The sequence below is a fragment of the Erythrobacter litoralis genome (genome assembly GCF_029760855.1).
GTDB classification, from domain to species: domain Bacteria; phylum Pseudomonadota; class Alphaproteobacteria; order Sphingomonadales; family Sphingomonadaceae; genus Qipengyuania; species Qipengyuania litoralis_A.
Genome location: NZ_SOSI01000001.1, coordinates 610,001 through 635,901 on the forward strand (window position 1 = coordinate 610,001; position 25,901 = coordinate 635,901).

Annotated in this window: 27 protein-coding genes, 1 tRNA gene and 1 rRNA gene (1 of these 29 cut by a window edge); 15 read left to right on the plus strand and 14 right to left on the minus strand. The window is 61.1% G+C overall.

Annotation, left to right across the window (positions count from 1 at the left end):
* Positions 1–1,031, minus strand: a 16S ribosomal RNA gene (locus E3U23_RS02760); it reaches 456 nt to the left of the window's first position.
* 640 nt (positions 1,032–1,671) lie between these two features.
* Between E3U23_RS02760 and E3U23_RS02765 the strand changes: the two genes are divergently transcribed.
* The 3 genes from E3U23_RS02765 to E3U23_RS02775 all read left to right on the plus strand — a co-directional run bounded on the left by E3U23_RS02765 (position 1,672) and on the right by E3U23_RS02775 (position 6,103).
* Positions 1,672–2,649, plus strand: coding sequence for a retropepsin-like aspartic protease (locus tag E3U23_RS02765; protein ID WP_279349647.1), 978 nt, complete (start codon positions 1,672–1,674; stop codon positions 2,647–2,649).
* 49 nt (positions 2,650–2,698) lie between these two features.
* Positions 2,699–4,516, plus strand: coding sequence for an ABCB family ABC transporter ATP-binding protein/permease (locus tag E3U23_RS02770; RefSeq protein WP_279349648.1), 1,818 nt, complete (start codon positions 2,699–2,701; stop codon positions 4,514–4,516).
* Between the two features lie 93 nt (positions 4,517–4,609).
* Complete coding sequence (locus E3U23_RS02775) at positions 4,610–6,103, plus strand: SulP family inorganic anion transporter (RefSeq protein WP_279349693.1); 1,494 nt, start codon at positions 4,610–4,612, stop codon at positions 6,101–6,103.
* Between the two features lie 291 nt (positions 6,104–6,394).
* On the opposite strand, the gene hslU is transcribed toward E3U23_RS02775, so the two are convergent.
* From hslU to E3U23_RS02790, 3 genes are read right to left on the minus strand one after another with little or no spacing between them, the layout of a single operon-like run.
* Entirely contained in the window at positions 6,395–7,696 is a 1,302-nt protein-coding gene (hslU, locus tag E3U23_RS02780) for an ATP-dependent protease ATPase subunit HslU (RefSeq protein ID WP_279349694.1), read from the minus strand.
* A 4-nt stretch (positions 7,697–7,700) separates the two neighbouring features.
* Positions 7,701–8,261 (minus strand): ATP-dependent protease subunit HslV, encoded by a 561-nt coding sequence (hslV, locus tag E3U23_RS02785; RefSeq protein WP_279349650.1) that lies wholly within the window; start codon positions 8,259–8,261, stop codon positions 7,701–7,703.
* A 53-nt stretch (positions 8,262–8,314) separates the two neighbouring features.
* Complete coding sequence (locus tag E3U23_RS02790; protein WP_279349651.1) at positions 8,315–8,791, minus strand: outer membrane protein assembly factor BamE; 477 nt, start codon at positions 8,789–8,791, stop codon at positions 8,315–8,317.
* A gap of 164 nt (positions 8,792–8,955) precedes the next feature.
* On the opposite strand from E3U23_RS02790, the gene E3U23_RS02795 reads away from it, so the two are divergent.
* Together E3U23_RS02795 and E3U23_RS02800 are read left to right on the plus strand one after the other, a co-directional pair.
* The gene (locus tag E3U23_RS02795) at positions 8,956–9,480 is read left to right on the plus strand and encodes a ubiquinol-cytochrome C chaperone family protein (RefSeq protein WP_347710006.1); all 525 of its coding nucleotides are present in this window, start codon (positions 8,956–8,958) and stop codon (positions 9,478–9,480) included.
* Positions 9,481–9,539: 59 nt separating this feature from the next.
* Entirely contained in the window at positions 9,540–10,025 is a 486-nt protein-coding gene (locus tag E3U23_RS02800) for a YceD family protein (RefSeq protein WP_279349653.1), read from the plus strand.
* Positions 10,026–10,046: 21 nt separating this feature from the next.
* Here E3U23_RS02800 and ssb read toward each other — a convergent pair whose 3' ends face one another.
* The 5 genes from ssb to E3U23_RS02825 all read right to left on the minus strand — a co-directional run bounded on the left by ssb (position 10,047) and on the right by E3U23_RS02825 (position 14,103).
* Positions 10,047–10,577 carry a single-stranded DNA-binding protein gene (gene ssb, locus E3U23_RS02805; RefSeq protein ID WP_279349654.1) on the minus strand — a complete coding sequence of 177 codons (531 nt, stop codon included), beginning with the start codon at positions 10,575–10,577 and terminating at the stop codon, positions 10,047–10,049.
* Between the two features lie 91 nt (positions 10,578–10,668).
* Complete coding sequence (gene feoB, locus E3U23_RS02810; protein WP_279349655.1) at positions 10,669–12,516, minus strand: ferrous iron transporter B; 1,848 nt, start codon at positions 12,514–12,516, stop codon at positions 10,669–10,671.
* The gene (locus E3U23_RS02815; RefSeq protein ID WP_279349656.1) at positions 12,513–12,752 is read right to left on the minus strand and encodes a FeoA family protein; all 240 of its coding nucleotides are present in this window, start codon (positions 12,750–12,752) and stop codon (positions 12,513–12,515) included. The genes feoB and E3U23_RS02815 overlap by 4 nt, the downstream gene beginning before the upstream one ends.
* 53 nt (positions 12,753–12,805) lie before the next feature.
* The gene (locus E3U23_RS02820; protein ID WP_279349657.1) at positions 12,806–13,492 is read right to left on the minus strand and encodes a COQ9 family protein; all 687 of its coding nucleotides are present in this window, start codon (positions 13,490–13,492) and stop codon (positions 12,806–12,808) included.
* The gene (locus E3U23_RS02825; protein ID WP_279349658.1) at positions 13,492–14,103 is read right to left on the minus strand and encodes an ankyrin repeat domain-containing protein; all 612 of its coding nucleotides are present in this window, start codon (positions 14,101–14,103) and stop codon (positions 13,492–13,494) included. The genes E3U23_RS02820 and E3U23_RS02825 overlap by 1 nt, the downstream gene beginning before the upstream one ends.
* Before the next feature lie 75 nt (positions 14,104–14,178).
* Between E3U23_RS02825 and E3U23_RS02830 the strand changes: the two genes are divergently transcribed.
* From E3U23_RS02830 to E3U23_RS02855, 6 genes are read left to right on the plus strand one after another with little or no spacing between them, the layout of a single operon-like run.
* Positions 14,179–14,793: an SCO family protein gene (locus tag E3U23_RS02830; RefSeq protein ID WP_279349659.1), complete on the plus strand. Its 615-nt coding sequence runs from the start codon at positions 14,179–14,181 to the stop codon at positions 14,791–14,793.
* Positions 14,781–15,245 (plus strand): YcgN family cysteine cluster protein, encoded by a 465-nt coding sequence (locus tag E3U23_RS02835; protein WP_279349660.1) that lies wholly within the window; start codon positions 14,781–14,783, stop codon positions 15,243–15,245. Before E3U23_RS02830 ends, E3U23_RS02835 begins: the two co-directional genes overlap by 13 nt.
* On the plus strand, positions 15,242–15,964 hold the full coding sequence (locus E3U23_RS02840; RefSeq protein ID WP_279349661.1) for a M48 family metallopeptidase: 723 nt from the start codon (positions 15,242–15,244) through the stop codon (positions 15,962–15,964). The genes E3U23_RS02835 and E3U23_RS02840 overlap by 4 nt, the downstream gene beginning before the upstream one ends.
* A 41-nt stretch (positions 15,965–16,005) precedes the next feature.
* Positions 16,006–16,464, plus strand: coding sequence for a hypothetical protein (locus E3U23_RS02845; protein ID WP_279349662.1), 459 nt, complete (start codon positions 16,006–16,008; stop codon positions 16,462–16,464).
* Between the two features lie 10 nt (positions 16,465–16,474).
* The gene (gene ribD / locus E3U23_RS02850; RefSeq protein ID WP_279349696.1) at positions 16,475–17,419 is read left to right on the plus strand and encodes a bifunctional diaminohydroxyphosphoribosylaminopyrimidine deaminase/5-amino-6-(5-phosphoribosylamino)uracil reductase RibD; all 945 of its coding nucleotides are present in this window, start codon (positions 16,475–16,477) and stop codon (positions 17,417–17,419) included.
* 12 nt (positions 17,420–17,431) lie between these two features.
* Positions 17,432–18,052, plus strand: coding sequence for a riboflavin synthase (locus tag E3U23_RS02855; protein WP_279349663.1), 621 nt, complete (start codon positions 17,432–17,434; stop codon positions 18,050–18,052).
* Positions 18,053–18,255: 203 nt separating this feature from the next.
* Here the strand turns inward: E3U23_RS02855 and E3U23_RS02860 are convergent, their stop codons facing one another.
* The 4 genes from E3U23_RS02860 to E3U23_RS02875 all read right to left on the minus strand — a co-directional run bounded on the left by E3U23_RS02860 (position 18,256) and on the right by E3U23_RS02875 (position 21,269).
* Positions 18,256–19,050 (minus strand): SDR family NAD(P)-dependent oxidoreductase, encoded by a 795-nt coding sequence (locus tag E3U23_RS02860; protein WP_279349664.1) that lies wholly within the window; start codon positions 19,048–19,050, stop codon positions 18,256–18,258.
* Positions 19,051–19,052: 2 nt separating this feature from the next.
* Positions 19,053–20,234 carry a zinc-dependent alcohol dehydrogenase gene (locus E3U23_RS02865; protein WP_279349697.1) on the minus strand — a complete coding sequence of 394 codons (1,182 nt, stop codon included), beginning with the start codon at positions 20,232–20,234 and terminating at the stop codon, positions 19,053–19,055.
* The gene (locus E3U23_RS02870) at positions 20,234–20,878 is read right to left on the minus strand and encodes an SRPBCC family protein (protein WP_279349665.1); all 645 of its coding nucleotides are present in this window, start codon (positions 20,876–20,878) and stop codon (positions 20,234–20,236) included. The genes E3U23_RS02865 and E3U23_RS02870 overlap by 1 nt, the downstream gene beginning before the upstream one ends.
* Positions 20,879–21,195: 317 nt before the next feature.
* Positions 21,196–21,269 (minus strand) — tRNA-Gln (locus E3U23_RS02875).
* Positions 21,270–21,448: 179 nt separating this feature from the next.
* On the opposite strand from E3U23_RS02875, the gene E3U23_RS02880 reads away from it, so the two are divergent.
* Both E3U23_RS02880 and E3U23_RS02885 read left to right on the plus strand, forming a co-directional pair.
* The gene (locus tag E3U23_RS02880) at positions 21,449–22,630 is read left to right on the plus strand and encodes a Ppx/GppA phosphatase family protein (protein ID WP_279349666.1); all 1,182 of its coding nucleotides are present in this window, start codon (positions 21,449–21,451) and stop codon (positions 22,628–22,630) included.
* A complete protein-coding gene (locus E3U23_RS02885; RefSeq protein WP_279349667.1) occupies positions 22,627–23,289 on the plus strand; it encodes an RlmE family RNA methyltransferase in 663 nt (220 codons plus the stop codon). The genes E3U23_RS02880 and E3U23_RS02885 overlap by 4 nt, the downstream gene beginning before the upstream one ends.
* 66 nt (positions 23,290–23,355) lie before the next feature.
* On the opposite strand, the gene E3U23_RS02890 is transcribed toward E3U23_RS02885, so the two are convergent.
* Positions 23,356–24,069 carry a c-type cytochrome gene (locus E3U23_RS02890; protein ID WP_279349668.1) on the minus strand — a complete coding sequence of 238 codons (714 nt, stop codon included), beginning with the start codon at positions 24,067–24,069 and terminating at the stop codon, positions 23,356–23,358.
* Positions 24,070–24,205: 136 nt separating this feature from the next.
* Here E3U23_RS02890 and E3U23_RS02895 point away from each other — a divergent pair, with 136 nt between their 5' ends.
* Together E3U23_RS02895 and E3U23_RS02900 are read left to right on the plus strand one after the other, a co-directional pair.
* Complete coding sequence (locus tag E3U23_RS02895; RefSeq protein ID WP_279349669.1) at positions 24,206–25,099, plus strand: prephenate dehydratase; 894 nt, start codon at positions 24,206–24,208, stop codon at positions 25,097–25,099.
* Between the two features lie 111 nt (positions 25,100–25,210).
* On the plus strand, positions 25,211–25,901 hold a 691-nt coding region (locus E3U23_RS02900; RefSeq protein ID WP_279349670.1), incomplete at its 3' end, for an outer membrane protein.

A 25,901-nucleotide genomic window follows, 5' to 3' on the forward strand; every position in this document is an offset into this window, starting at 1 on the left:
AACATCTCACGACACGAGCTGACGACAGCCATGCAGCACCTGTCACTAGGTCCCCGAAGGGAAGGAATCTGTCTCCAGAAACCGTCCTAGGATGTCAAAGGCTGGTAAGGTTCTGCGCGTTGCTTCGAATTAAACCACATGCTCCACCGCTTGTGCAGGCCCCCGTCAATTCCTTTGAGTTTTAATCTTGCGACCGTACTCCCCAGGCGGATAACTTAATGCGTTAGCTGCGCCACCCAAGCTCTATGAGCCCGAGCAGCTAGTTATCATCGTTTACGGCGTGGACTACCAGGGTATCTAATCCTGTTTGCTCCCCACGCTTTCGCACCTCAGCGTCAATAACTGTCCAGTGAGTCGCCTTCGCCACTGGTGTTCTTCCGAATATCTACGAATTTCACCTCTACACTCGGAATTCCACTCACCTCTCCAGTATTCTAGCAACCTAGTTTCAAGGGCAGTTCCGGGGTTGAGCCCCGGGATTTCACCCCTGACTTGGATCGCCGCCTACGCGCGCTTTACGCCCAGTAATTCCGAACAACGCTAGCTCCCTCCGTATTACCGCGGCTGCTGGCACGGAGTTAGCCGGAGCTTATTCTCCAGGTACTGTCATTATCATCCCTGGTAAAAGAGCTTTACAACCCTAAGGCCTTCATCACTCACGCGGCATTGCTGGATCAGGCTTTCGCCCATTGTCCAATATTCCCCACTGCTGCCTCCCGTAGGAGTCTGGGCCGTGTCTCAGTCCCAGTGTGGCTGATCATCCTCTCAGACCAGCTATAGATCGTCGACTTGGTAGGCCATTACCCCACCAACTATCTAATCTAACGCGGGCCCATCTAAAGGCGATAAATCTTTGGTCCGAAGACATTATCCGGTATTAGCAGTCATTTCTAACTGTTATCCCGAACCTAAAGGCAGGTTCCCACGCGTTACGCACCCGTGCGCCACTAACCCCGAAGGGTTCGTTCGACTTGCATGTGTTAGGCATGCCGCCAGCGTTCGTTCTGAGCCAGGATCAAACTCTCAAGTTTGTGAAACTAACCAATCAAGCACGGGAAAACCCGCTAGCCCGACTAGCCAGAGTATCAAGGAGCCGATACCTGCACTGTCAAACGTAATGGATACGAATGAACATGCATCATCACAACCAGACTGTGGAGTCTGGAAGGATGTGGCGTCGGCTTAGGTTAACCGGTTACCGGAGCCTTGAGGTCCCCGGACCGGGCGCCGTCGCCCACATGTCCCTTCATCATCAATCAACAATGTCAAAGAGCCGCCGAGACAGTTAAAGCGGACAACCTTTGCTTCCCCGATTTACACCGGGGGAGCCGGCTATCCAAATCTGTTGGCGACCGATGCGGTGGGCGGTGGAAGCCGCCAGCGCCGCGTCGGTGAGGGCCATCTAGGGGGCACTCGGGATTCGGTCAACGGGTTTTTGCAATTTTGTTGCGTCTTTTTTTCAGAATGGCGGAATTGCGCCATTTTGGAGGTGTTTTTGTGAAGGGTCGAAGTCGGTCTTAGCAAACGCATCCGGGGCAAAATCCCGCCAATCGGCGTTCCGATCTCTGAAATTTTCTCATTTTGGTGGAATCGAACCCGGGTCCGCTACGCTGATTCCGTGGAATCGCCCGGAATCACATTCGCCTGGACGAATCGTGCTATAGAGGATGGATGGCCCAAGCATTCTTCCGCCGCCTGAAGATCGCCATCCTGACAGGGACTGCTTTCCTGTCGGTAGCGGCATCCTCGCAAGAGACGACCCCGCCGTCCGATCAGGATATGGTGATCGACCAGCTCGCGTTCCTTCGCGATCGCAACGAACGACTTACGGTCCCGGTCACGATCGGCGGACACGGCCCTTTCCGCTTCTTCATAGACACGGGTGCGCAGGCGACTGCCATCACCCCGCACATTTTGGAAGTCACCGGCCTCGAACCGACGGGCAGCGCGCGACTCGTCGCATTGGGTTCTTCCCAAGTCGTCCAGACCGTGGAGGTGGACGAGTTCGCATTCGCCAATCGCAGCATGAACGGTCTCGTCAGTCCGCTTCTGATGACTGAGCATCTCGGTGCGGACGGCATCCTCGGTCTCGACAGCTTGCAAGACCTTCGAGTGCTAATCGATTTTCGGGATGGCTCGATGTCGGTCGCCGATGCGAGCGAGCGATTGAGCGGCTCCGATTACGAGATCGTCGTCCGCGCGCGCCCCAAGCTTGGCCAAATGGTGATTACCGATGCGCGGGTGAACGGCGTGCGGACGGCGGTGATCATCGATACCGGTGCCCAGAACTCGATCGCCAACCTCGCCCTCCTGAAGAAGCTACGCACACGCACGAGCGAGAAAGACCTGCTCAGCAATATCGATGTTCACGGGGTCGAGATCGAAAGTCTGCGGGGCATGTTGAAGTCGTTGCAGCTCGGCAAGCTGAAACTATCGAACGTTCCGGTAGGCTTTGCCGACGGGCCCGCCTTCACCGAGCTCGGGTTCGGCGACAAACCGGCCATGCTGCTCGGCATGCGCAACCTTCGCGTATTCGATCGTGTTGCAATCGATTTTTCGAATCGAAAGATCCTTTTCGATGTGCCGTCCAACGTCCTGGCTGGGGACCTGCTGCGCCGCAGCGATTACGCCTCGCATATTGGATGGTGACCGGCCGGCACCTTGCCCCGACAAGGCGCGCTGCCCAGATTGAAAGGCGATGCCCCCCGATACGATAACTTCCGATCAGCGGCAGGACGCCGATAACTGGTCCACCCTCAAGCGTTTCATGCCGTACCTCTGGCCGAAGGGCGAGGCGCGACTGAAGAAGCGGATCGTGGGGGCCATGGTGCTGGTACTGCTCGCCAAGGCGACCACGCTAGCTCTTCCCTATGCCTACAAGATGGCGGTCGATTCGATGACGACGCCGGCCAATCAGGCCGCGATGGTCGCGCTGGCCTTCGTCATCGCCTATGCCGGGGGACGGTTCGCCTCAGTCGCGTTCGACAATACACGCAACATCGTGTTCGAGCGCGTAGGTCAGGAAGCAACCCGTAACCTTGCGTCCGACACCTTTGCCCGGCTCCATCGCCTTTCCCTTCGCTTCCACCTCTCGCGCCGAACGGGCGAGGTAACGAAGACGATCGAGCGCGGGACCAAAAGCATCGATTCGATGCTGTATTTCTTGCTGTTCAACATCGCGCCGACCATCGTCGAACTGATCGCAGTCGGCGTGATCTTCTACATCAATTTCGGTTGGGGGCTGGTCATGGCGACTGCGCTGACCGTGGTTTCCTATATCGCGGTCACACGCTGGATAACCGAATGGCGCACCAAGTTGCGCAAACAGATGAACGATCTCGATGGGCAGGCATTGGCCCGCGCGGTCGACAGCTTGCTGAATTACGAGACCGTCAAATATTTCGGTGCGGAAAAGCGCGAGCGCAGCCGTTATGCTCGCGCCGCCGACGCCTATGCCGAAGCCGCGATCAAGAGCGAGAATTCGCTCGGCCTGCTCAACATGGTGCAGGCGCTGATCATGAACCTGCTGATGGCGGCAGCAATGGGATACACCGTGTGGGGCTGGAGCCAGGGGCGGCTAACCACCGGCGACCTCGTGTTCGTGAACACCTACCTTACCCAGCTTTTCCGGCCGCTCGACATGCTGGGCTGGGTCTATCGCACGATTCGCCAAGGCATCATCGATATGGCCGCGATGTTCGACCTGATCGACCAGGAGGTCGAGGTGGCGGACAAGCCCGGCGCCCCGGCGCTGGTAGTGCGCAAACCTTCGGTCGTGTTCGACAACGTCGAGTTCGGCTATGAGCCGGACCGCACGATCCTGCACGGCCTAAGCTTTGAGGTACCAGCCGGAAGCCATATTGCCATCGTCGGCCCGTCGGGCGCCGGTAAGAGCACGATCGCGCGGCTGCTGTTCCGATTTTATGATCCGCAGTCGGGCCGCATCCTGATTGATGGGCAGGACATTGCCGAGGTCACCCAGCTTTCGCTGCGCCGGCATATCGGCATCGTCCCGCAGGACAGCGTGTTGTTCAACGATACGATCGGGTACAATATCGCCTATGGGCGCGAAGGCGCGGTGCATGACGATATCGTCGCCGCGGCGAAGGCGGCGGCGATCCAGCCGTTCATCGAGCGCTTGCCGGACGGGTTCGATACCGAGGTCGGCGAGCGTGGCCTCAAACTCTCGGGCGGAGAGAAGCAGCGCGTCGCCATCGCGCGGACCCTGGTGAAAGATCCGCCAATTCTGGTGCTGGACGAAGCGACCAGCGCGCTCGATTCGCGCACAGAGCAGGACATCCTGCGCACCCTTCGCCGGGTGAGCGAGCATCGTACTACCCTCGCGATCGCACACCGCCTCTCGACAATTGCCGATGCCGATCGGATCCTCGTGCTGGAAAATGGGCGATTGGCGGAAAGCGGCACCCATCTCGACCTGCTGCGCCGTCGCGGACTATATGCGGATATGTGGGCGCGGCAGCAATCCGATGGCGAGGAAGCCGAAGCCGCCGAATAGCGCCAGTCTTGTGCTGCGACGCAGCATAAGGCTATAGGACGTCGACCTTCGGTGCCGCTGCGCCGATCTCAAGACATGGACGGATTGAAGATTATGCCGAACCTCGGCGCGATGAAGCGTGACTGGACCTCGAACATCCGTGCGGACATCCTTGCAGGGATCGTCGTCGCGCTGGCGCTGATCCCCGAAGCCATCGGCTTCTCGATCATCGCGGGCGTCGATCCGCGTGTCGGCCTTTATGCCTCGGTGGCGATCGCGATGGTGATCGCTTTCACCGGCGGACGGCCGGGCATGATTTCGGCAGCCACGGCCGCCGTCGCCGTGGTGGTGGTGCCATTGGTGCGTGAATACGGTGTCGAGTATCTGTTCGCCGCGACGATCCTGATGGGAGTGTTCCAGGGCATAGCCGCCCTGCTCCGACTCGACCTGTTAATGCAATTCGTCAGCCGCAGCGTCATCACGGGCTTCGTCAACGCGCTCGCCATTCTCATCTTCATGGCGCAGCTCCCGCAGCTGACAGGCGTGACATGGGAAGCCTATGCGATGGTCGCGGCAGGCCTTGCGATGATCTACCTGATCCCGCGCCTGACAACGACCGTGCCGAGCCCGCTCATCGCGATCATCGTTCTTACCCTGCTGTCGGTGTGGCTCGCTGCGCCGGTCAATACGGTGGCCGACATGGGCGAGTTGCCCGAAGGCCTGCCCTATTTCGTCCTGCCCGACGTGCCGCTCACTTGGGAAACCCTGCGGATCATTGCCCCCTATTCCGCAACCATGGCGGCGGTCGGTCTGCTCGAATCGCTACTGACCGCGCAGATCGTCGACGACATGACGCATACCGGCAGCGACAAGCGCCGTGAGAGTGCAGGCCAGGGCATTGCCAATGTCGCCGCCGCGCTGGTGGGCGGCATGGGCGGCTGCGCGATGATCGGCCAATCGGTCATAAACGTCACCAGCGGCGGACGCGGGCGCCTTTCAACTTTCACGGCGGGCGCAACGCTGCTGGTTCTGCTGGCCCTTCTCGGCGGCATCGTAGGCCGAGTGCCCATGCCCGCTCTGGTGGCAATCATGATCATGGTGTCGATCGGCACTTTCTCATGGAACTCGATCCCCAATCTTGCAAAGCACCCGTGGCAGTCCTCGGTCGTGATGTTGACAACGGTGGTGGTCGTGGTGGCAACTCACAACCTCGCACTAGGCGTGCTGGCCGGGGTGATCCTGTCGGGCATCTTCTTCACTCAAAAGGTGATGGGCATGTTCGAAGTCGTCCGGGTTCGCGAAGGCGACAAGGCGATCTACCGCGCCGAAGGACAGGTGTTCTACGCCAGTGTCGACCGCTTCGAAGCCGCCTTCGGTCCCGAAAGCACCCAACCCGACCCCGCCGACCACGTAGTGATCGACGTGCGCAAGGCGCATTTCTGGGACATCAGCGCGGTAGGCGCTCTGGACAAGGTGGTGGAACGTATGCGCCGCAACGGTCGCAGCGTGCAGGTACGAGGCCTCAACCGCGCCAGTAGCGACCTGGTCGATAAGTTCGCTTTGACCGACAAGACGGGTGTCGAGATCGGACTTGCGCCGCATCCCTAATACCGCTCTTTAGAAGACGGCGAATAGGGTTGGGGACGTTCGGCAAATCCGTAGCGAAACCACTCAGCACAGCCGGAGCGCCTTCTTTCGGACTTTTCAGTCTTCAATACAGACGTTCGGCAAAGCCGTAGCGAAATCGTTCGGAACAGCCTTAGCGTCCCCACAACCCTTTTAGGAGCCGATGTTTCTACGTTGCGACAACGAACGGGGTAAGGCGAAGGTAAATTTGCAGGGTTAATTTGTTAAACGACTGGATCAAGATACTCCGGCGATCGGCAGTGAAGTAACCCTCTACAGGATATACTTCGACAGATCCGTATCGCCCGCCAGATCGTCGAGCCGTTCACGGACGTAAGCGGCATCGACGGTGATAGTTTCCCCGGAATGTTCCTCCGCATCGAAGCTGATATCTTCGAGCAGGCGCTCCATTACCGTCTGCAAACGCCGGGCGCCGATGTTCTCGACGCTCTCGTTTACCCGGGCGGCAATCTTGGCGACTTCGGCCACGGCTTCCTCGGTGATGTCGAGCGTCACGTCTTCCGTCCCGATCAGCGCCTTGTATTGCTGCACGAGATTGGCGCGGGTTTCGGTGAGGATGCGGACGAAGTCCTCCTCGGTCAGCGCACGTAGCTCGACCCGGATCGGCAGACGGCCCTGCAGTTCGGGTAGCATATCCGACGGTTTGGAGACGTGGAACGCCCCGCTTGCGATGAACAACACGTGGTCCGTCTTCATCGGGCCGTATTTCGTGGCGACCGTGGTGCCTTCGATCAGAGGCAGCAAATCGCGCTGAACGCCTTCGCGCGACACGCTGCCACCGCGCACATCGGACACCGCAATCTTGTCGATCTCGTCCAGGAACACGATGCCGTTGGTTTCAGCATTCTCCAGCGCGACACGATTGACGTCGTCTTGGTCCATGCGCTTCTCGGCCTCTTCCTCGACCAGCTTGTCCCACGCATCGGGGACCTTCAGCTTGCGCCGCTTCGTCGGAGCCTTGCCCATCGCCTTGCCGAGCATATCGGACAGGTCGATCATACCGACATTGCCGGGCATGCCGGGAATTTCCATCGAGTTGGTCGGTTGGTCCTTTACGTCGATCTCGACCTCGGTGTCGTTCATCGCGTTCTGGACGATGCGCTCGCGAAACGCCTCACGCGTCGCCTCGCTGGCATTCTCGCCGACGAGGGCATTCAAGAGCCGCTCCATAGCCGCCTCGCTCGCCTTTTCGCGAACGGCGTCGCGGCGGCGCTCTTTCTCCAGCCGGATCGCTTCCTCGACCAAGTCACGTGCGATCTGCTCGACGTCGCGGCCGACATAACCGACCTCGGTGAACTTGGTCGCCTCGACCTTCACGAACGGCGCCTCGGCCAGCTTGGCGAGGCGGCGGCTGATCTCGGTCTTGCCGCAGCCGGTGGGGCCGATCATCAGGATGTTCTTGGGCGTCACCTCATCGCGCAATTCGGGCGCGAGCCGCTGTCGTCGCCAGCGATTGCGCAATGCGACCGCGACCGCGCGCTTGGCGTCCTTCTGGCCGATGATATGATCGTCGAGCGATGCGACGATCGCCTTTGGGGTCAGATTGTCCATGATGTCCTTAAACCGTTTCGACGGTCACGTTGCCGTTTGTGAAGACGCAGATGTCGGCGGCGACCTGCATGGCCTTGCGCGCGATGGTTTCCGCATCGTCCTCGTAGTCGGCGATGGCCTTGGCCGCGGCGAGTGCATAATTGCCGCCCGAGCCAATCGCGGCGATGCCGCCCTCTGGCTCCAGCACGTCGCCATTGCCGGTTAGGACGAGAAGATTGTCCGCATCCGCCACGATCATCAGCGCTTCCAGATTTCGCAGATACTTGTCGGTGCGCCAGTCCTTGGTGAGTTCCACCGCAGCGCGCAGCAATTGTCCGCTATATTGCTCGAGCTTCTTTTCCAGCCGCTCGAACAGGGTGAAGGCATCGGCGGTCGCGCCTGCGAACCCGGCGACGACCTTGTCGTCCTTCCCGATGCGGCGGACCTTGCGGGCGTTCGGCTTCATCACCGTGTTGCCCATCGAGACCTGGCCGTCGCCCGCAATGACGATCTTGCCCTCGCGGCGCACGCCGATGATGGTGGTGCCGTGCCACTGGGTAAGGCCGTGGCGATCCTGCGTATCTGTCATGCCGCGCGATATGGGGGCGCGGCCTTTCGGGTCAAGCGGAGGACTGCGAAGGACTAGGGCCCGCCCGGCCCCGCCGCACCGCCGCCCATGCCAGGCTGGCCGACCGTGCCGATATTGCCGAACAGGTCCTCGAGAAAGCTGCGTTCCCGACCAAGAGTGGGCGTGGCATCTCCGTCGGGAGATAGATACACGACCTGCTCGATCCCGGTCCGGTCCGCCGCGGTTACGTTACCTGCGGCATCGAACTGTACCGCGAGCACCTGTTGTTGCTGGATGCGCGGGCGGACGAAGGGTTTGCGGCCCGTCACGCTCGACACGTAATACCAGGTGGGTTCGCCGAACTGACTGGTGAAGGTCGGCCGGCCGAGCGTTGCCTCGACGCTCTGGCGATTGTCGATGCCCGGCTGCACGACATCGACCAGCGCCGCATCGACCACATAACCGCGCGATTCGCGGATCGAGGAGCATCCGGCGGTCCCCCCGGCAATGACGGCCAGCGTGGCGAGCCCGGCGAGTTTGGCGGCTTTCATGAGAACCTGTAATCTCCGTCCATGGTCCGCCTTGGCGCAAACCGCCGCGCGACCTATATTCCGGGGCGTGCCCTAAACCGCAGCGCCGCCGCTTGCAAATGCTTGACGGAGGCGGATGCGGGGGGTGGCTTGAATTGCCGCTGAATATTCTGATCCCGGAGCCTATGCTTTCGATTTCCTTCCTGAACCGCCTCTTCGGCTCGACGCCCGATCCGCGCGAACAATGGCGCCCGTTGTGGCATCGCATCGTCGAGGAAGCCCGCGAACCGGACTATTACCGGATGTGCGGCGTAGCCGATACGATCGAAGGTCGGTTCGACATGGTAACGCTGGTGCTCAGCATCGTATTGATGCGGATGGAGGATAACTCAGAGTTGAGGGCGCATACGGCGCTGGTGACCGAACTGTTCATCGAGGACATGGAAGGCCAGTTGCGCGAGGCGGGCATCGGCGATCCCACCGTGGGCAAGAAGATCGGCAAGCTGATGAGCAGCATGGGCGGCCGGCTCGGCGCTTATCGCACGGCTATCGATGCGGGCAACCGTGCCGGGTTTGCCGAAGCCTTGCGCCGGAATGTGACGTTGGCGCAGGAAGACGAAGCCTATTCCCTCGCCGAACGCATGATGCGGCTCGATGCACGGCTTGAGCGGACCAGCGCTGACCAGTTGCGCGCAGGCGAATTCTCATGACGGATGGACCTACCGAATTGCGGCGGCCGATAAGGGTTCGCGCTATCCCGAAACATTTCGTGCTTCGGACCACCGAGAAAGAGCGCGAAGCGTTGGCCGAACGCTTTTCCGTCTCGTCCATTCCGGCTCTGTCCGCGAACATCGCGCTGGAAGAAACCGACGCTGGCATCGTTGCGACCGGCACGCTCGATGCCGAGATCGTGCAGCCCTGCGCCGTCACCCGCGAGGATTTCAACTACGTCGTGCACGAGCGTGTGGCTCTGTTGTTTGTACCCGAAGGCCAGGCGGCGAGATACGAGGAAGACGAAGAGGTCGAACTCGACAGCACTGCGCCGGACGAAATCGAATACGAGGGCGACGTATTCGATCTAGGCGAAGCACTCGCCCAGACCCTTGGCCTCGCCATCGATCCCTATCGCGAAGGACCGGATGCGGACGAAGCGCGCGCGGCCGCCGGAATCGAGAGCGACGAAGATGTCGACGCCGCGCCGAAAGGTCCTCTAGCGGAAGCTCTGGCAGGGTTGCGAACCGACAAAGGTGAGTAAACCAAGCGGCGGGCCAAGCACTCAGAACGGAATGTCGTCGTCCAGGTCGTCGTAGTTCGAGCCACCGCCCTGATCGTTGCCGCCCGACGAACCGCCGCCGCTGCGCCAATTATCGCCGCCGCCCGAACCTTGGCCGCCGCCCTGGTTCCAGTCGCCGCCTCCACCGCTGCGCTGTCCGCCGCCTCCGCCGCCGGAACCGCCGGCCCCGTCGAGCATGGTCAGCGTTCCGTTGAAGCCGCGCAGGACGACCTCGGTCGAATACCGGTCGTTACCGGACTGATCCTGCCACTTACGCGTCTGTAACTGGCCTTCGACGAAGACCTTCGAGCCCTTGCGCAGGTAGCGTTCGGCGACGTTCACCAGGCCTTCGGAAAAGATCGCGACCGTGTGCCATTCGGTCCGCTCCTGCCGTTCGCCGGTATTGCGGTCCTTCCAGTTCTCGGTCGTCGCGATGCGCAGGTTGCACACCTTGCCGCCGTTTTGGAAGCTGCGGACTTCCGGGTCCTGCCCGAGATTTCCGATCAGCATGACTTTATTGAGGCTTCCGGCCATCGAATCGTCCCTTCGTAATCTGTTGGCGCACGGCCTATCGGATGGCGGGGCGCGGGGCCAGTGGCGAAGGGCCCGTTTTGGACAGCTGGCGCTACAACCCCAGCGCGGTCGCGATCCAGAAGGTCAGGCCCGCGAAGATCCAAGCGAGTGCGAACAGGTAGACGACCATGACGATCGGCCATTTCCAGCCATTCGTCTCGCGCCGGGCGACCGCGATGGTCGAGAGGCATTGCGGGGCGAACACGAACCAGGCGAGGAAGGCCAGCGCGGTCGGCAGGCTCCAGAAGGCAGCGATCTTTGACGTCACGCCCTGCGCGGCGACATCCTCGTCCTCCGCATCGACGGCATAGGTTGTCGCCAGCGCCGACACGGCGACTTCGCGTGCCGCGAGCGCCGGGATCAGAGCCAGGCTCATTTCGCGATTGAAGCCGACGGGCTCGAGCACGGGATGAAGCCCGTCAGCAACCGCGCCCGCGTAACTTGCATCGAGCTGGCTTTCGCCCGGTTCCGCTTGGGGGAACGACAGCAGCACCCACAGCGCGATGGTCGCCACGAAGATGATCGTACCGGCCCGGCGCAGGAACACCCACGCACGCTGCCACAACCCGATCGCGAGATCCTTGATTTGTGGCAACTGGTAGCGCGGCAGTTCCATGATGAATCCGCTTGCCGCGCCCTTGGTGACGGTCCGGCGCAGCACGAGCGCGACGACCATCGCGCCGACGATCCCGGCGACATACAATGCGAACAGCACCAGCCCCTGCAGGCCCATCCCGGGGCCGACGCTGGTTTCGGGAATGACCGCCGCGATGATCACGGCGTAGACTGGCAGTCGCGCCGAACAGGTCATCAAGGGCGCGATCAGGATGGTTGTGAGTCGGTCCTTCGGGTCGCTGATGCTGCGCGTCGCCATGATGCCGGGAATGGCACAGGCGAAGCTGGAGAGGAGCGGGATGAAGCTTTTACCGCTCAAGCCCACGCCCGCCATCAGTCGGTCCATCAGGAAGGCGGCGCGCGCCATGTAGCCGCTCGCTTCCATAACGAGGATGAAGGCGAAAAGGATGACGATCTGCGGAAGGAATACGACGACCGAGCCGACGCCCGCCAAGACGCCTTCGGTCAGGAAATCGCGTATTAATCCATCCGGCAAAACATCGGTCACCCCCGCCGAGATCGCGGCAACCCCTCCTTCCAGTGCATCGGCGAACGGCGTCGCCCACGCGAACACAGCCTGGAAGATGACAAACAGCAGGGCGAAGAGGATGATCGGCCCGAGCCAAGGATTGAGCAGCAGCCGATCGATCCCGTTCTCGATCATATGCCGCGCGGATTTCGACAGGATCGCGCCCCGCGCTATATGTTTTGCCGCTAGTCGACGTTCGGGAAGCGAAAGGTGCCAGCGCGAGCGGCTATCCTCGCCGGCATGGCTTTCCGCTTCCGCGATGGCGCGATTGAGATCGTCGATCCCGCGCCGACGGACCGCCACCGTGGGTATGACCGGCACGCCGAGTGCTTCCGACAGAGCTGCGGGATCGAGCGTCAGCCCGTCCCGCTCCGCAAGATCGACCATGTTGAGCGCGACCACCGTCGGTCGGCCGAGTTCGAGCACCTCCTGCGCGAACACCAGATGCTGTTCCAGATTGGCAGCGTCGAGCACCAAGACGATTACGTCGGGCACCGCTTCGGTTTCGAACTCGCCGTGGACGACCTGGCGCGTCACTTCCTCATCGGGACTTGCGGCATCGAAGCTGTAGGAGCCCGGCAGGTCGAGAAGTTCGACCGGTTCGCCCGAAGGCAGGATCAAGCGGCCCGCCTTGCGCTCCACCGTGACGCCTGCATAGTTCGCGATCTTTTGGCGCGCGCCGGTAAGGGCATTGAACAAAGCGGACTTACCGGCATTGGGGTTGCCGACCAGAGCGGCGCTGCGGCGGCGTGTCATGCGGGCTCCGCCTCAATGGCGTGGGCGTGCGCGCGGCGTAGGGCGATAGTCATGTTGCCGAGCCTAAGCGCGATCGGGTCGCGCCCCCCGAACACGCCGCGATGGAGAATGGCGACTTCCGCCCCCTCGTCCACGCCGAGCGCCTTCAGCCGCTTACCCTCGTCGACCGCTAGCGAAGCCCAGTCGACCGAAAGGATGCGTGCGGATCTACCGGATTCGAACCCGTCCAATGTCATGAATAGCCCCTGTCAGAGCCAAGCGCTAATTGCAACTCGTTATCAATAGCGAATTAACGCGCAGGATAGCGCAACCGGCCCAGGAAACGGGTCACGCTGAAAGTCTCGCGATCCGAACTGAAAAGCTTCGCCTTGGCTTTCTCGAACTTCATTACGCCGTCGATCCGGCGGTCCAGGAATGCTAATGTCTCGGCTTTGCCCTCGCTCTCGTCTTCCAGATACACGGCCAAGGTTGCCGCATAGATCGACGCGAGAATGGCGCGTTTGGTATAGTGGTTGTAATCCGTCGCCGTATCCCCTGCGAGGCGCCACATCGTATCCGCGCTGTTCCATCCAAGCTTCAAGGCCCGAGGCGCATTCTGCGGCATCGCCATGATGGCCAGCGCGCGGCGCAAAGCCTCTTCCTGCCCGGCCACGGCATCGAGGCGATATTGCACGAGGACGCGAATACGGTCGCGGATCTTGAGCTTTTCAAGCTCTTCGGGCGGCATGGCGGTGGCCATCGACATATCGATCGCCTCGATCCAGGCCGAAATCATTTCCATCGCCCGCGATCCGCCGAAGTCCGGCTTGAATGCGAGCCGCGCCACATCGCGATCCGCATCCATCTGGTCTGCCGCCATTTCGAGTGCAGCGTCCCCCCAACCGTCGAACACGGCGGAATCGGCGATGGCCGGCGCGAGGACGAGGCGCAGTTCTTCCAACGTCAGATCGTCGATATCGGGAGCATCGGTATCCATCAGCTCGGACCGTAGACCGGCGCCTTTTCGCCGCGGTCTTTTTCAGCGCCCTCGATGGTCTGCATCATCGTGCTCGAGGGGCCCATCAGCATCGCATAATCGCGTGCGCTGCGGCCCGAATTGTCGGTTCGATCGGCATTGGCACCGTTTTCCAGCAGCAACTTCACCATCGCGGTATCACGCCGGTGTATCGCGCCGATCAAGGGCGTTTCACCTGTCGAATCGGCAATATCGACCGTTGCCCCGCCGTCCACCAAAGCCTCAAGTCCCTCAATGAAACCGAGTTGTGTGGCAATCTGGAGCGGAGCAACGCCGCTCTTGTCTGCGATGTTGGGATTTGCGCCTTTCTGGAGAAGAAAGCGTATCCAGGCGAGATCGCGCCGCTGCACGGCATAATGCAACGCGCTCTGACCTGTCGCGATGTCCCGAGCGTTTACGATCGTACTTCCGGGCTGGTTCAACAACTCGGTCGCGACCGTGCCATCGCGATCCTTGACCGCTTTGAGGAACTTGTATCCGTCGGATTGCATCTGTGCGGCTGCGGGCGAGGCCGCGAGCAGCAATGCCGCGAACCCCAACCCTGCCTTACCGAGACCTGATATTGCGCGCACCCCAAACACTCCATTAGCCATAAATTCCGTAGGCCGCAGCCCCGGTATCTCTTGAACACAATGCTTTAGCAGACCATGAACCGCCTTGTCATGCCGCTTCCTTATCGCCTGTCCTTTAGCATCGCCGCTGCGTTGTCGCTTACCGCGTGTCAGCAATCCGCTTCCGCCCCTTCCGAGCCGCCACCGCTGGAAGGCGCGACGATCGGCGGCGCTTTCACGCTTACTGGCGAGGACAAGCAGCCTGTGAGCTGGAACCAGTTCGACGGAAAATACCGGATCGTGTATTTCGGATACACGTTCTGTCCCGATATCTGCCCCACCGACGTGCAACGCGCCATGGCGGGATTGAAGGGGTTCGAAGCGGACAATCCGACACTCGGCGCGGACATCCAGCCGCTTTTCATCAGCATCGATCCGGAACGCGATACGCCGGCCGTGCTGCGCGAATTCACCGACAATTTTCACCCGCGCCTCATCGGCATGACTGGCGATCAGGAAACCCTCGAACAGGTGGCGAAGGATTTCGGAACGACCTTCTCGCGTGGCGAGACGTCCGCCGGCGGCGGATACCTGATGAACCATTACGGCTATACCTACCTGTTCGGGCGCCAAGGCGAACCGATCACCATGCTTCCGACCGATCAGGGGGCCGAAGCGGTGACTGCGGAGCTCGAAAAATGGGTGCGCTGAGAGACCGCTTCTGGGAAAAACCGCTCGCGAGCCTCAATCGCGAAGAATGGGAAGCCTTGTGCGACGGATGCGGGCGCTGCTGCCTGCACAAGGTAGAATACGAGGATACGGGTGAGATCGAAGACACGAATGTCGCCTGCACGCTGCTGGACTGCAAGACCGCGCAATGCCGCGATTACGGGAGGCGCAAGGCATTCGTCCCGGATTGCCTGCGCCTGACGCTGAAGCTGGTTGACCAGGTGCGGTGGCTGCCGGATACCTGCGCCTATCGCCGGCGCGCCGACGACCGACCTTTGCCGAGCTGGCATTACCTGATTTCCGGCGATCGCGAGGCCGTTATCCGCGCGGGCGTTTCCGTGGCGGGGCGGGTCATCAGCGAGGACGATGCGGGGCCGCTCGAACATCACATCGTCGAATGGGACGATGGCGAGGGCGAGAGCGAAGCTGCATGATCGACTGGCTGCGGAAAGACGTTGCCGCGCCGCATATCGAACTCGCCGGTCGCACGCTTCCGATCGAATTGCGGCGGATGAAGCGGGCCAAGCGTTTGACTTTGCGCCTTGCGCCGAATGGCGCTGCGGTGCGGATTACCCTGCCGCCATGGTGCCCATCGCGCGATGCGGTCGCTTTCGCGCATGCTCGCACCGAATGGCTCCTACAGCAATTGGCGAAAGTGCCCGAACCCCGCGATCCCGCCGCGACCGGTACGCTCCTCTATCGTGGTGCCGAACTACGTGTCGAATGGTCGCCCGACAGACGACGCAAACCGATTTTGCAGGGCGGCGCCGTTCATATCGGCGGCCCCGAAGACACAGTGAACCGCCGTCTCTCCACCTGGCTGGAACGCGAAGCGCTCGCCTTGTTCGAAAGCGATGCCGCCTTCTATTGCCAGCGTGCCGACCTGCCGAACGCCAATGTCCGCCTCACCCGAGCCAGACGTCGCTGGGGCAGTTGTTCGAGCGATGGCACACTTCGCCTGAATTGGCGTCTCATCCAAGCACCCGATGCGGTGCGGCGTTCCGTGGTCGCACACGAAGTCGCACATCTCCGGCATTTCGATCATTCGCCGGCGTTTCATGCGCTGCTCGGACGGATTTTCGAAGCGGACATCGATAGCGCAAATCACTGGCTGTCCGCTCACGGGCGGGGGCTATACGCGGCCTTCGGCTAGCGTTTTTTCCTACGAAGCCCTATCTTCCGACTATGCGCTTGATGAGTCGAATGAACCCTGTCGGCGGCGTTGCCGATTTCTGGAACGAAATTCGCCGGCCGACGCCGTATCGCTGGCCGGTTCTCGCAGCTTCCCTACTCGCCAGCGGAAGCCTGCTTTTCTGGCTGACGCAGGAAGAGTATTTCGTCCCGCCAGCGCCTCCGCGCGTGACCTATATTACAACCTTCGAAGAGGGTCGGACGGACGAGGAAATCCGCCAGTCCAATATCGAGAACCAGCGCCGCAAGGAAGCGCGCCAGGCGGAGATTGCCGCCCGCGAGGAACGTAAGCGCGAGCGTTATCGCATGCTCGGCCGCGCGACCGGGCTCGACGTCGACGCTATGGAAGCCGAGGCGGAAGCGGAACGGGCACGTGCGGAAGCCGCGGAGCAGGCTCGGCTCGATCGCCTTTTCCCCGATCGCAAGACCGCAGCGCAAACGGAAGCCGCTCCTGCGGAATAATTTCGACTGGCTGGCGGCGGCGGCGAGGCTTGCATCGCGCGGGCGACCGATGTCTGCGCCCAATCCCGCCGTCGGCTGCATAATCGTACGCGACGGGATCGTCGTCGGGCGAGGCTGGACGCAGCCCGGCGGGCGCCCCCACGCCGAAGCGGTTGCGTTGGGAGAAGCGGGCGAACGCGCGCGCGGCGCAGTCGTTTACGTAACCCTTGAGCCATGCGCTCACCGAAGCGAACGGGGTCCCGCATGTGCCGATCTTCTGATCGATGTCGGTGTCGCGGCGGTAGCAATCGGCACGCAGGATCCCGATCCGCGCACGGCCGGCAAGGGTGTCGCGCGGCTGCGGGACCATGGTATCGAAGTCGAACTTGCGGATCATCCCTCCTGCCGAGAGAGCCTTGCGGGCTATCTTATCCGGGCGGAACGCGGGAGGCCATTTGTCACGCTGAAGCTGGCGATCTCGCTCGATGGAAATGTAGCGATGATGGACGGCTCCAGCCAGTGGATTACGGGTACCGAGGCGCGAGCGCATGTCCATTCGCGCCGGGCGATGCACGATGCGATCTTGGTTGGCGGAGGAACATGGCGGGACGACAAGCCCCGGCTCGACGTCCGCTTGCCAGGTCTTTCCGACCGAAGTCCAATACGCATTGTTCTTACTCGTAGCACCCTCGGAGACGATGTGTCGGTCATCACCGACCCGGAAGAGATCGTCGCACTCGAAAACGTGCAATATCTTTATGTCGAGGGAGGCGCGCATGCTGCCGCGAGTTTCCTGAAAGCCGATTTTGTCGACCGGCTCGAATTCTACCGCGCGCCGATCGTAATCGGCAGCGCAAAGACCGCTGTCGCCGATCTCGGCCTGGCATCGCTGGAAGACGCGCACGGTCGATGGCGCTTGGCCGAGCAGCGACGGCTTGGTAGCGACCTGTTCGAAGCCTATACCCGCACACGATAAGGGGCCGCCGGAATGTTCACAGGTATTGTTACCGCCATCGGGACAATCATCAAAACCGAAGATCGCGGAGATATGCGCGCCGTCATCGCGTGTCCGTGGGATCCCCAGGCTATCGATATCGGCGCGTCGGTTGCCTGCTCGGGCGTATGTCTGACCGTCGTCGAACGCGGCGGCGAGCCGGGCAATGCTTGGTTCGCAGTCGATATTTCCGGCGAGACCATCGCCCGCACGGCGCAGAATGACTGGAAGGAAGGCGCGCAGTTAAATTTGGAGCCAGCTCTGCGCCTCGGTGACGAACTGGGCGGTCATCTCGTGACCGGTCACGTCGATGCCGTTGGCCGCGTGGTGGAAATACGTGACATTGGCGGATCGGTCCGCCTCGACATTCTCGCCCCACCCGCACTAGCGCCTTTCATTGCCGAAAAAGGCTCGATCACGATCGATGGCGTCTCACTGACTGTGAACGAAGTCGTCGACGAAGAGAGCGGCGAAGTACGCTTTTCCCTTAACCTCATACCGCATACGGCAGAGGTGACGACCCTTGGCACCTTGGCACAAGGCGATAGCGTGAATCTCGAGATCGACACAATCGCCCGTTACCTGCAACGGATGCACGCAGTTCGAGCGGCTTGACCTGAAGATCGACTTTGCTGAGCACCCACCTCTTTTGACATCAAAAAGGGACTCTACGGCGATGATATCTTCGCTTCGCCAAGGCCGAATGAGTTTGAAGCGGAAGGTCTGATTTCGGTCCGTGAAGGCTGAAGTGAATTATCGGCAACCGTGCCAATGTTTGCTCACCCAAGAGAGCCGCGGGTAGTTCAGGACCGTCAGCGTCATCTGCCCTTCGGCTCGGCCATACGACGGTGCATCTGCGCAACCACATCGTCTGGGAGAATGTCGGCGAACAACGTCTGTACTTTGTTCATAAGTCCGCTCACTACCTGCGTATCGCCTTCCAGCAATGCGTCGTAACCATCCTTTGCTACCTTTGCCGGGTCTGCCTTGCTGTCCGACTGGCCAGCATTGGTATCTTCCATATCGGCGCGCTTGAAGAACTGCGTGTCCGTAACGCCTGGCAGCAAACACGTTATTACGACGTCAGTTTCCTTCAACTCGTTGTGCAGCCCGACGCAGAAATCATCGATAAAGGCCTTCGTCGAATTGTAGACCAGTTGGAATGCGCCCGGCAGGTGACCTGCGATCGATCCGGTGACGAGGATCCGGCCTGTATTGCGCGTCCGCATCTTCTGGCCAACTTGGTGGATCAGCGAAACGGTGCCCTTCACGTTCGTATCGATGATATGCGAAATATCGTCCCAGTTCTGGTCGAGAAAAGCGCCACCTTGGCCGTGTCCGGCATTGGCCATTAATACATCAACCGGACGACTACCGATCTTGGCAAGGAGCGCATCGATCCCGTCCTTGGTACCGAGATCAGCCTCAATCGTCTCGACCGATGCAGCACCAGCAGCCATGGCTACCCGCTGCCCTTCGGAAAGATCGCGGTCCGCGGCCAGTATCAAGTCGCAGCCGTCGGCCGAGGCAAGCTTTGCTAGTTCCAGTCCGATTCCGCTCGACGCGCCGGTGATTACGCACAGGCCGGACAGTTTTTCGATTTCCTTGCTCACGCTCAATTCTCCATTCCGGGCTTGAGGACGACCTTCGTCCATTCGTTCTGCTGTTCCTTGAAGTTCTTGTAACCTTCGGCAGCTTTTTCCAACGGCAGGCGGTGGCTGATGAGGAAGGTGGTATCGAGCGTACCGTCTTCGATCTTTGCCAGTAGATCTTTGGTGTATTTCTGGACGTGGGTTTGGCCGCCGCGGATCTGAAGACCCTTTTCCATCATCGCGCCAAGTGGCCACTTGTCGGTCATCCCGCCATAGACGCCGGGGATCGAGACTTTGCCGCCAAAGCGAACCGCTAGGATCGCTTGCTTCAGCGCGCTCGCTCGGTCAGCACCGATACCGACCTTTTGCTTCACCACGTCGATCATATTGTCGATCGCAAAGCCGTGGGATTCCATGCCGACCGCATCGATCACCGCATCGACGCCGATCCCGCCCGACATTTCCATCAATGCCTCGCGCACGTCAGTTTCGCGGAAGTCGATGGTTTCGGCACCAAGCTGCTTGGCCAGCGCGAGGCGGTTGGGGTAATGATCGATCGCGATCACTTTGGATGCACCCATGACGATCGCGGACTGGATCGCGAACAGGCCCACCGGGCCGCAGCCCCAAACCGCAACCGTATCGTCGGGCTGGATGTCGGCGTTCTCCGCGCCCATCCAACCGGTCGGCAGAATGTCGGACAGAAACAGGACCTTGTCGTCTTCGAGATGGTCGGGGACGACGATCGGCCCGACATCGGAAAAGGGCACCCGGACATATTCTGCCTGCCCGCCTGAATATCCGCCGGTCAAATGGGAATAGCCAAACAAGGCCGACATCGGTTGGCCATACAGCGTCGCCGACATATCCTGCTTTTCGACCGGGTTGGAATTGTCGCAGGCCGAATATTGCTGCTGCTTGCAATGGAAACAGCCGCCGCAGCTGATGGTGAACGGTACGACGACGCGCTGACCCTTTTCGAGCGTGCTGTCCGGGCCGGTCTCTACCACCTCGCCCATGAACTCATGGCCGAGAACATCGCCCGGCTTAACCGCCGGGATGACCCCGTCGTAAAGATGGAGGTCGGACCCGCAGATTGCCGTACTGGTGATCTTGATGATCGCATCGCGCGAATTGATGATTTTGGGATCGCTGACGGTGTCGACGCGGACGTCTTTGGCTCCATGCCAGGTAAGGGCGCGCATCATGCGTTCTCCTGCTTAGCCGCACGGGTTTCGTCGCGGGTGCGGACCGAGGTTGCGATCTCGCCGGTTTCCATTAGCATTTTGAAGCGCTTGAGATCGTGACGAGCCTGCACTTGGGGTTCGCGCAGAAACAGTTTTGCAGCCGCGCGACCGATTGCCCCTGCGGGCGGATCATATGCGAGTGTCAGGCTGACCCGGGTTCCACGGTCTCCCGGAGCATCTTCGAAGCTGACCTGCCCCCGGGTTTCAATGTCTGAGCCTTCCACCGCTCGCCAGGCAATCAGCTTGTCTTTCGTCTCATTTGCGACCTCGGTTTTCACATCGACGGTCTGACCGGCCGGCGCCTTGATCTTCCAAACCGAAACGCCCTCCTGTCCGCCGCTCGTTTCGACCGCTTCCAGGTTTTCCATGAACCCGGCGAGGTTCGCAAAATCGCGCCAGTAGGCGAACAGTTCGGCACGAGGCTTGCGAATTGTAACCGACCGCCCGACCTTCGCTAACGCGCCATTGGGATTACGCCGTGCAAAATCGGGTGCATCGTCTCCGTCCCTGTTTCTATGCCGGTTGGCCAGGAAACCGCCAAAAGCAACAGCTCCAAGGGTGACAGCCAGGCTGGCAAGTCCGGTTTTCATTATGCGGGTCATTCGCTTCTCCTCGACGAAGGACCAGCGAAGGCGACACTACTTGGTTCCAAATCTATATTGGGTTCGGGGCAATAAAGCCTCATATTTTACGCCAACTTGATTGAAATTTCAGGTATCTCACGATCTGTCCGGTAGGGTGTCTCTGGAAATTTTTATTTTCGGTAGCTCTAGCGGACAAATATTTGGGATTTGAAAGCTCACCCTCGAACGGGCGGCATCAGTATTGCCCATAAGCACGGCTTTTCCGCCCGCCCACAACTGCACGAGGGCAGAATTTTGTCAAAGCGGGCAGGCTTTATTGTCAAAGGATATGTAAGTGGATGCCCCGTGAGGATTCGAACCTCAATTGACGGAGTCAGAGTCCGTAGTCTTACCATTAGACGACGGGGCATCATCGATGCGCCAGCCGAGGAGCGGCGCCGTGCGAAGGTCGGCCATCTAGGTTCGGCGTGCGGGAAGGTCAAGCCTCCTGCGAGCAGGTCGCTTGCCCGCCGCGCTATTGCCCGCTAGCATCGGCTTCAGGTCCCCGCGCCCCATATTCCGCGCGGGAGGTATTTGGAAAGACACCCCATGGCGGACACATCTCCGCCGGACAGTATCAGGGGGCACGGAACACGAAGGGGCGGATCGTCCGGCAAGGTAGCCGATTTCCGCTACAAACGCCCCTCCCGGCCCGAAAAAAGCGTCTCTGCGGCGCGTTCGCCGCACAATGGGGCGAACCATAGGCAGGAGAGACTGCCAAAGCAGGCCTATGCTGCGCTCGATCTTGGCACAAATAATTGCCGGCTCTTGATCGCGCGGCCGTCGGGCGAGAACTTCACCGTGATCGACGCGTTCAGCCGCGTCGTTCGGCTGGGCGAAGGTCTGGCGATTAACGGGCGGCTGTCTGATGCGGCGATGGAGCGGACGCTGTCCGCCCTTCGCGTGTGCGCAGAAAAATTGCGTCGGCGACATGTCCATCTAGCGCGTTCGGTAGCGACCGAAGCTTGCCGGCGTGCCGAGAACGGAGAGGCGTTCATCGAGCGGGTGCGCGAGGAAACGGGCATCGCGCTCGACATTATTTCCGCGCAGGAAGAGGCGCGCCTGGCGGTTCTCGGCTGCCACGTGCTGCTGGAGGACGGACCCGGGCCAGCGGTCATCTTCGACATCGGTGGCGGATCGACGGAGCTTGTGCTGGTCGAACCGAGCGGCGCCGTGCCGCGGATCATCGACTGGTTGAGCGTGCCATATGGCGTCGTTTCGCTAACGGACACGGTCGGCGGGAGCGAGGCTACGACGGAAGAACGGCATGCGCGGTACAGCGAGATGCGGCAGACCGTGCGTGAAAGCTTCGCGCCTTTTTACGAGCGGGTGCAGGACTTCGCCAACGATCCGAAAGGCGTGCGCCTGCTCGGCACGAGCGGCACGGTCACCACTCTTGCAAGCGTCCATCTAGGGCTTCCGCAATACGATCGACAAGCGGTCGATGGCCTTATCGTGAACTCCTCCGCGATGCGCGAAATCTCGAACCGCCTTTCCAAGATGAGCCCGGCGGAGCGCGAGACCCTGCCCTGCATCGGAAACGACCGGGCGAGCCTCGTCGTCGCGGGCTGCGCCATTCTGGAATCGATCCTCGATATCTGGCCTTCGCCCACGCTTGGAGTGGCGGACCGCGGAATACGCGAAGGCATCCTGCGCAGCCTGATCGCAGCCGATGCGGAGGGCGAGAAGAGCCGCGCGGAGATCCAGCGCATGCGCGAGCAGAACCTGTGAGCCGGTCGGGCAAGGACCGCGAAACGCGGGTGCGGACGGCGAAGAAGCGGACGCCGTCTTCGGCGCGCTGGCTGCAACGCCAGCTCAACGATCCCTATGTGAAACAGGCGAAAGCCGATGGCTACCGCAGCCGCGCGGCGTATAAGCTGATCGAGCTCGACGAGAAGTACGCGCTATTGAAGGGTGTACATCGGATCGTCGATCTCGGCATTGCACCCGGCGGATGGAGCCAGGTCGTCCGCAAACAGGCTCCGAAAGCGACCGTAGTAGGCATCGACCTTCTGCCCACGGAGCCCATCGACGGAGTCACGATCTTCGAGATGGATTTCATGGCCGACGAAGCGCCCGACGCACTTCAGGAGGCGTTGGGCGGCAAAGCCGATCTCGTACTGAGCGATATGGCTGCCAATACCGTTGGCCATAAGCAGACGGACCATTTGCGGACCATGGGGCTGGTCGAAGCGGCGGCGTGGTTCGCGGTAGAGAACCTCGCCCCGAATGGAAGCTTCGTTGCCAAGGTCCTCGCGGGCGGAACCGATCAGGAACTCCTCGATCTACTTAAGAAGCACTTCCGCAGCGTGAAGCACGCCAAGCCCCCTGCGAGCCGCAAAGGATCGAGCGAGTGGTACGTAATCGCGAAGGGATTCAAGGGGCAATAAGCGGCCTTGAACACGAAAAAGGCCCCGCCGCCCGGCGAGGCCTTTCAAATTCCCTCGGCTTGCCGATCAGTCGCCGGTCTTGGCGCCGCCACTGTTCGAGGTTGCCGTCTGGTCGGTTGCCACAGGCTGGTCCCCGCTCATGCCGGTCGCCGCTTCCGCTTCGCCTGTCTCCGCGCCTTCGACCGGCCCGAGGCCAGCGCCGGGTGCGTCCGCCGCTGCCTCGTCGCTCAATTCTTCAGTCTCAGGCGCCGCCGGCTCCGGATAGGGCGGGCCGCCGCCGTTTTCCTTGAGGTAGGCGATGACATTGGCGCGATCTTCCGGCTTGCTCAGGCCCGCGAAGCTCATCTTGGTGCCCGACGCGAAAGCGCGCGGACTTTCGAGCCACGCGTCCATATTGGCATAGTCCCAAACCCCGCCATGCCCCGAAAGCGCGGAGGAATAGGCGAAACCTGCGGCGTGCTGACCGACGGGCTTGCCGATAATTCCATAAAGGTTCGGGCCGATACCGTTCGCCCCGCCTTGGTTGATCGTGTGGCACGCCGTGCATTTGGCGAACACATTCTTGCCCGCGGCCGGATCGGCGGCGGCGAGAATGGTACCGAGATCGTAACCTGCATCGCCGCCCTCGCCCTCGGCTACGCCTTCGATGATCTTGCCGGGCTGCTCGGGCATTTCCGGATTGTCGGCATGAAAATACATGCCCGATACGATGGAGCCGCCCAAGGCAACGATGCCGGAGAACAAGACCCAACCGGCGGCGGTATTGAAACGATCGTCCATTTGGAAGTTACCTGCGAGAATCCAGATTTGCGCGTATACGCGGCGGCTCTAGGCAAGGGCCGCGCCGCGCGCAAGAGGGCGGCGCGCCGTTTGGCCTTGCCCCGGTGTTCTACGCGGCTTAGCAGCCGACGGTTCCATGCAGACCTTCGCCCGCCCCGCCGCCCTTCTAGTCGATACCATGCGCAAAGCCGCATCAGCGCAGCCACAGCAGGCGATCGCATTCGGCGGCGCGCCGGGATCGAATTCGCACCAGGCGGCGATGCAATTCGCGCCCGAGGCGCTGCCGCTGCCGTGCTTTTCGTTCGACGATGCGCTCGATGCGGTGAAGCAGGGGCGGGCGGGCTGCGCAATGATCCCGATCGAGAATTCTCAGCATGGGCGGGTCGCCGACATTCATTTCCTGCTGCCGGGCAGCGGCCTTGCCATCGTGGCCGAGCATTTCATGCGCATCACGCATGCGCTTATGGCGACGGGGCCCGGCCCGTTCCGTGCCGCCTACAGCCACCCGCAGGCGCTCGGGCAGTCGCGTCTGTTTTTGAAGGAGCGCGGCATTCCCGGATTGAGCCATGCCGATACGGCGGGCGCTGCGGCCTTCGTGGCCGAAAGCGGCGATCCGGCACTCGCTGCCATTGCGCCGCCGCTCGCAGCCGATCTCTACGATCTCGACATCATCGAACGCGAAGTGGAAGATGCGCACGACAACACCACACGCTTCGTCGTTCTGGCGAACGCTGCGCGGGAGCCCTCGACGCTGGATGCCGGCGATACGATGACGACAATGGTGTTCGAAGTGAAGAACGTGCCCGCTGCGCTCTACAAGGCGCTGGGATGCTTCGCGACCAACGGGGTCAACATGACCAAACTCGAAAGTTATCAGAAGGGCGCGAGCTTCGCGGCGACGATGTTCTACGCCGACGTCGAGGGCGCGCCGGGTGATCCGCGGGTTGATGCGGCGCTGGAGGAGCTCGCCTTCCAGACCAACGAGGTGCGCTTGCTCGGAAGCTACATGCAGGCCCGCAAGCGCGGATAAGCGACCTTGCCGTACCTTATGAAGGTTTTGTTACCGATCACCGTCAGTACGCCTTCAATTGTAATGTTGGTCTGCCACCGGACGCCGTAAATCTTTTTGAGAAAGGCTCCGATGCGCAAACTATTTTTCAGCCTGGCGCTCTGTTCGACCGCTATTTCGACACACGCGTTCGGCCGCGATGGCGAGGTTTATCTCGAGTTGGATGGCGGCGGTGTGCTTGCCGAAGACTTCGATCTTGAAGCAGCGGGTGGCAACGAAGACGATACTCTTGCGACGTTGGAACCGGAAATCGGTTTCGATGTGGGCGGCATACTGGGGTACGATTTCGGCGCTTTTCGCCTCGAACTTGAAGGCAGCTACCGCCAACTGGAAAATGATGCACTGACGACGGCAGCCGGTGTGATCGATGGCGATGTCCTGTTGGGCGATTCCTCGGCTGCAAGCGCGATGGTCAACGCTCTGTTCGATTTGGGGTCGGACGATAGCGTGCAGTTTTATGCCGGGGGCGGCGCAGGCGTAGCCTATGTCGAACACGCCGCTTCGTCGATCGTCGACGGGGCCGAGCAAAACATCGCCAATGGCGATACCTACGAGTTCGCATGGCAGGCCCTCGCAGGCGTCCGGTATCCCCTGTCCGACGCGGTCGATATCGGCTTGAAGTATCGCTTCTTCAACATACCCGACTATGAATTCGGCGGGTCTTTCGATGCCGACGCCTTCGAGACACATTGGCGTTCGCACTCGCTTCTGGCGACCCTGAACCTCAACCTCGGGGGCCGCAGCCAGCCAGCGCCGGTCGCAC

Coding starts and splice junctions, on each gene's coding strand:
- E3U23_RS02790 (WP_279349651.1), bottom strand. CDS start 8,791: ATGAAAGCCGCCAAACTCGCCGGGCTCGCCACGCTGGCCGTCATTGCC.
- E3U23_RS02765 (WP_279349647.1), top strand. CDS start 1,672: ATGGCCCAAGCATTCTTCCGCCGCCTGAAGATCGCCATCCTGACAGGG.
- ssb (WP_279349654.1), bottom strand. CDS start 10,577: ATGGCCGGAAGCCTCAATAAAGTCATGCTGATCGGAAATCTCGGGCAG.
- E3U23_RS02770 (WP_279349648.1), top strand. CDS start 2,699: ATGCCCCCCGATACGATAACTTCCGATCAGCGGCAGGACGCCGATAAC.
- feoB (WP_279349655.1), bottom strand. CDS start 12,516: ATGACACGCCGCCGCAGCGCCGCTCTGGTCGGCAACCCCAATGCCGGT.
- E3U23_RS02870 (WP_279349665.1), bottom strand. CDS start 20,878: ATGACCCGCATAATGAAAACCGGACTTGCCAGCCTGGCTGTCACCCTT.
- E3U23_RS02890 (WP_279349668.1), bottom strand. CDS start 24,069: ATGGACGATCGTTTCAATACCGCCGCCGGTTGGGTCTTGTTCTCCGGC.
- E3U23_RS02795 (WP_347710006.1), top strand. CDS start 8,956: ATGCTTTCGATTTCCTTCCTGAACCGCCTCTTCGGCTCGACGCCCGAT.
- E3U23_RS02830 (WP_279349659.1), top strand. CDS start 14,179: ATGAACCGCCTTGTCATGCCGCTTCCTTATCGCCTGTCCTTTAGCATC.
- E3U23_RS02815 (WP_279349656.1), bottom strand. CDS start 12,752: ATGACATTGGACGGGTTCGAATCCGGTAGATCCGCACGCATCCTTTCG.
- E3U23_RS02820 (WP_279349657.1), bottom strand. CDS start 13,492: ATGGATACCGATGCTCCCGATATCGACGATCTGACGTTGGAAGAACTG.
- hslV (WP_279349650.1), bottom strand. CDS start 8,261: ATGACAGATACGCAGGATCGCCACGGCCTTACCCAGTGGCACGGCACC.
- E3U23_RS02835 (WP_279349660.1), top strand. CDS start 14,781: ATGGGTGCGCTGAGAGACCGCTTCTGGGAAAAACCGCTCGCGAGCCTC.
- E3U23_RS02840 (WP_279349661.1), top strand. CDS start 15,242: ATGATCGACTGGCTGCGGAAAGACGTTGCCGCGCCGCATATCGAACTC.
- E3U23_RS02895 (WP_279349669.1), top strand. CDS start 24,206: ATGCAGACCTTCGCCCGCCCCGCCGCCCTTCTAGTCGATACCATGCGC.
- E3U23_RS02855 (WP_279349663.1), top strand. CDS start 17,432: ATGTTCACAGGTATTGTTACCGCCATCGGGACAATCATCAAAACCGAA.
- E3U23_RS02775 (WP_279349693.1), top strand. CDS start 4,610: ATGCCGAACCTCGGCGCGATGAAGCGTGACTGGACCTCGAACATCCGT.
- E3U23_RS02865 (WP_279349697.1), bottom strand. CDS start 20,234: ATGCGCGCCCTTACCTGGCATGGAGCCAAAGACGTCCGCGTCGACACC.
- E3U23_RS02880 (WP_279349666.1), top strand. CDS start 21,449: ATGGCGGACACATCTCCGCCGGACAGTATCAGGGGGCACGGAACACGA.
- E3U23_RS02845 (WP_279349662.1), top strand. CDS start 16,006: ATGAGTCGAATGAACCCTGTCGGCGGCGTTGCCGATTTCTGGAACGAA.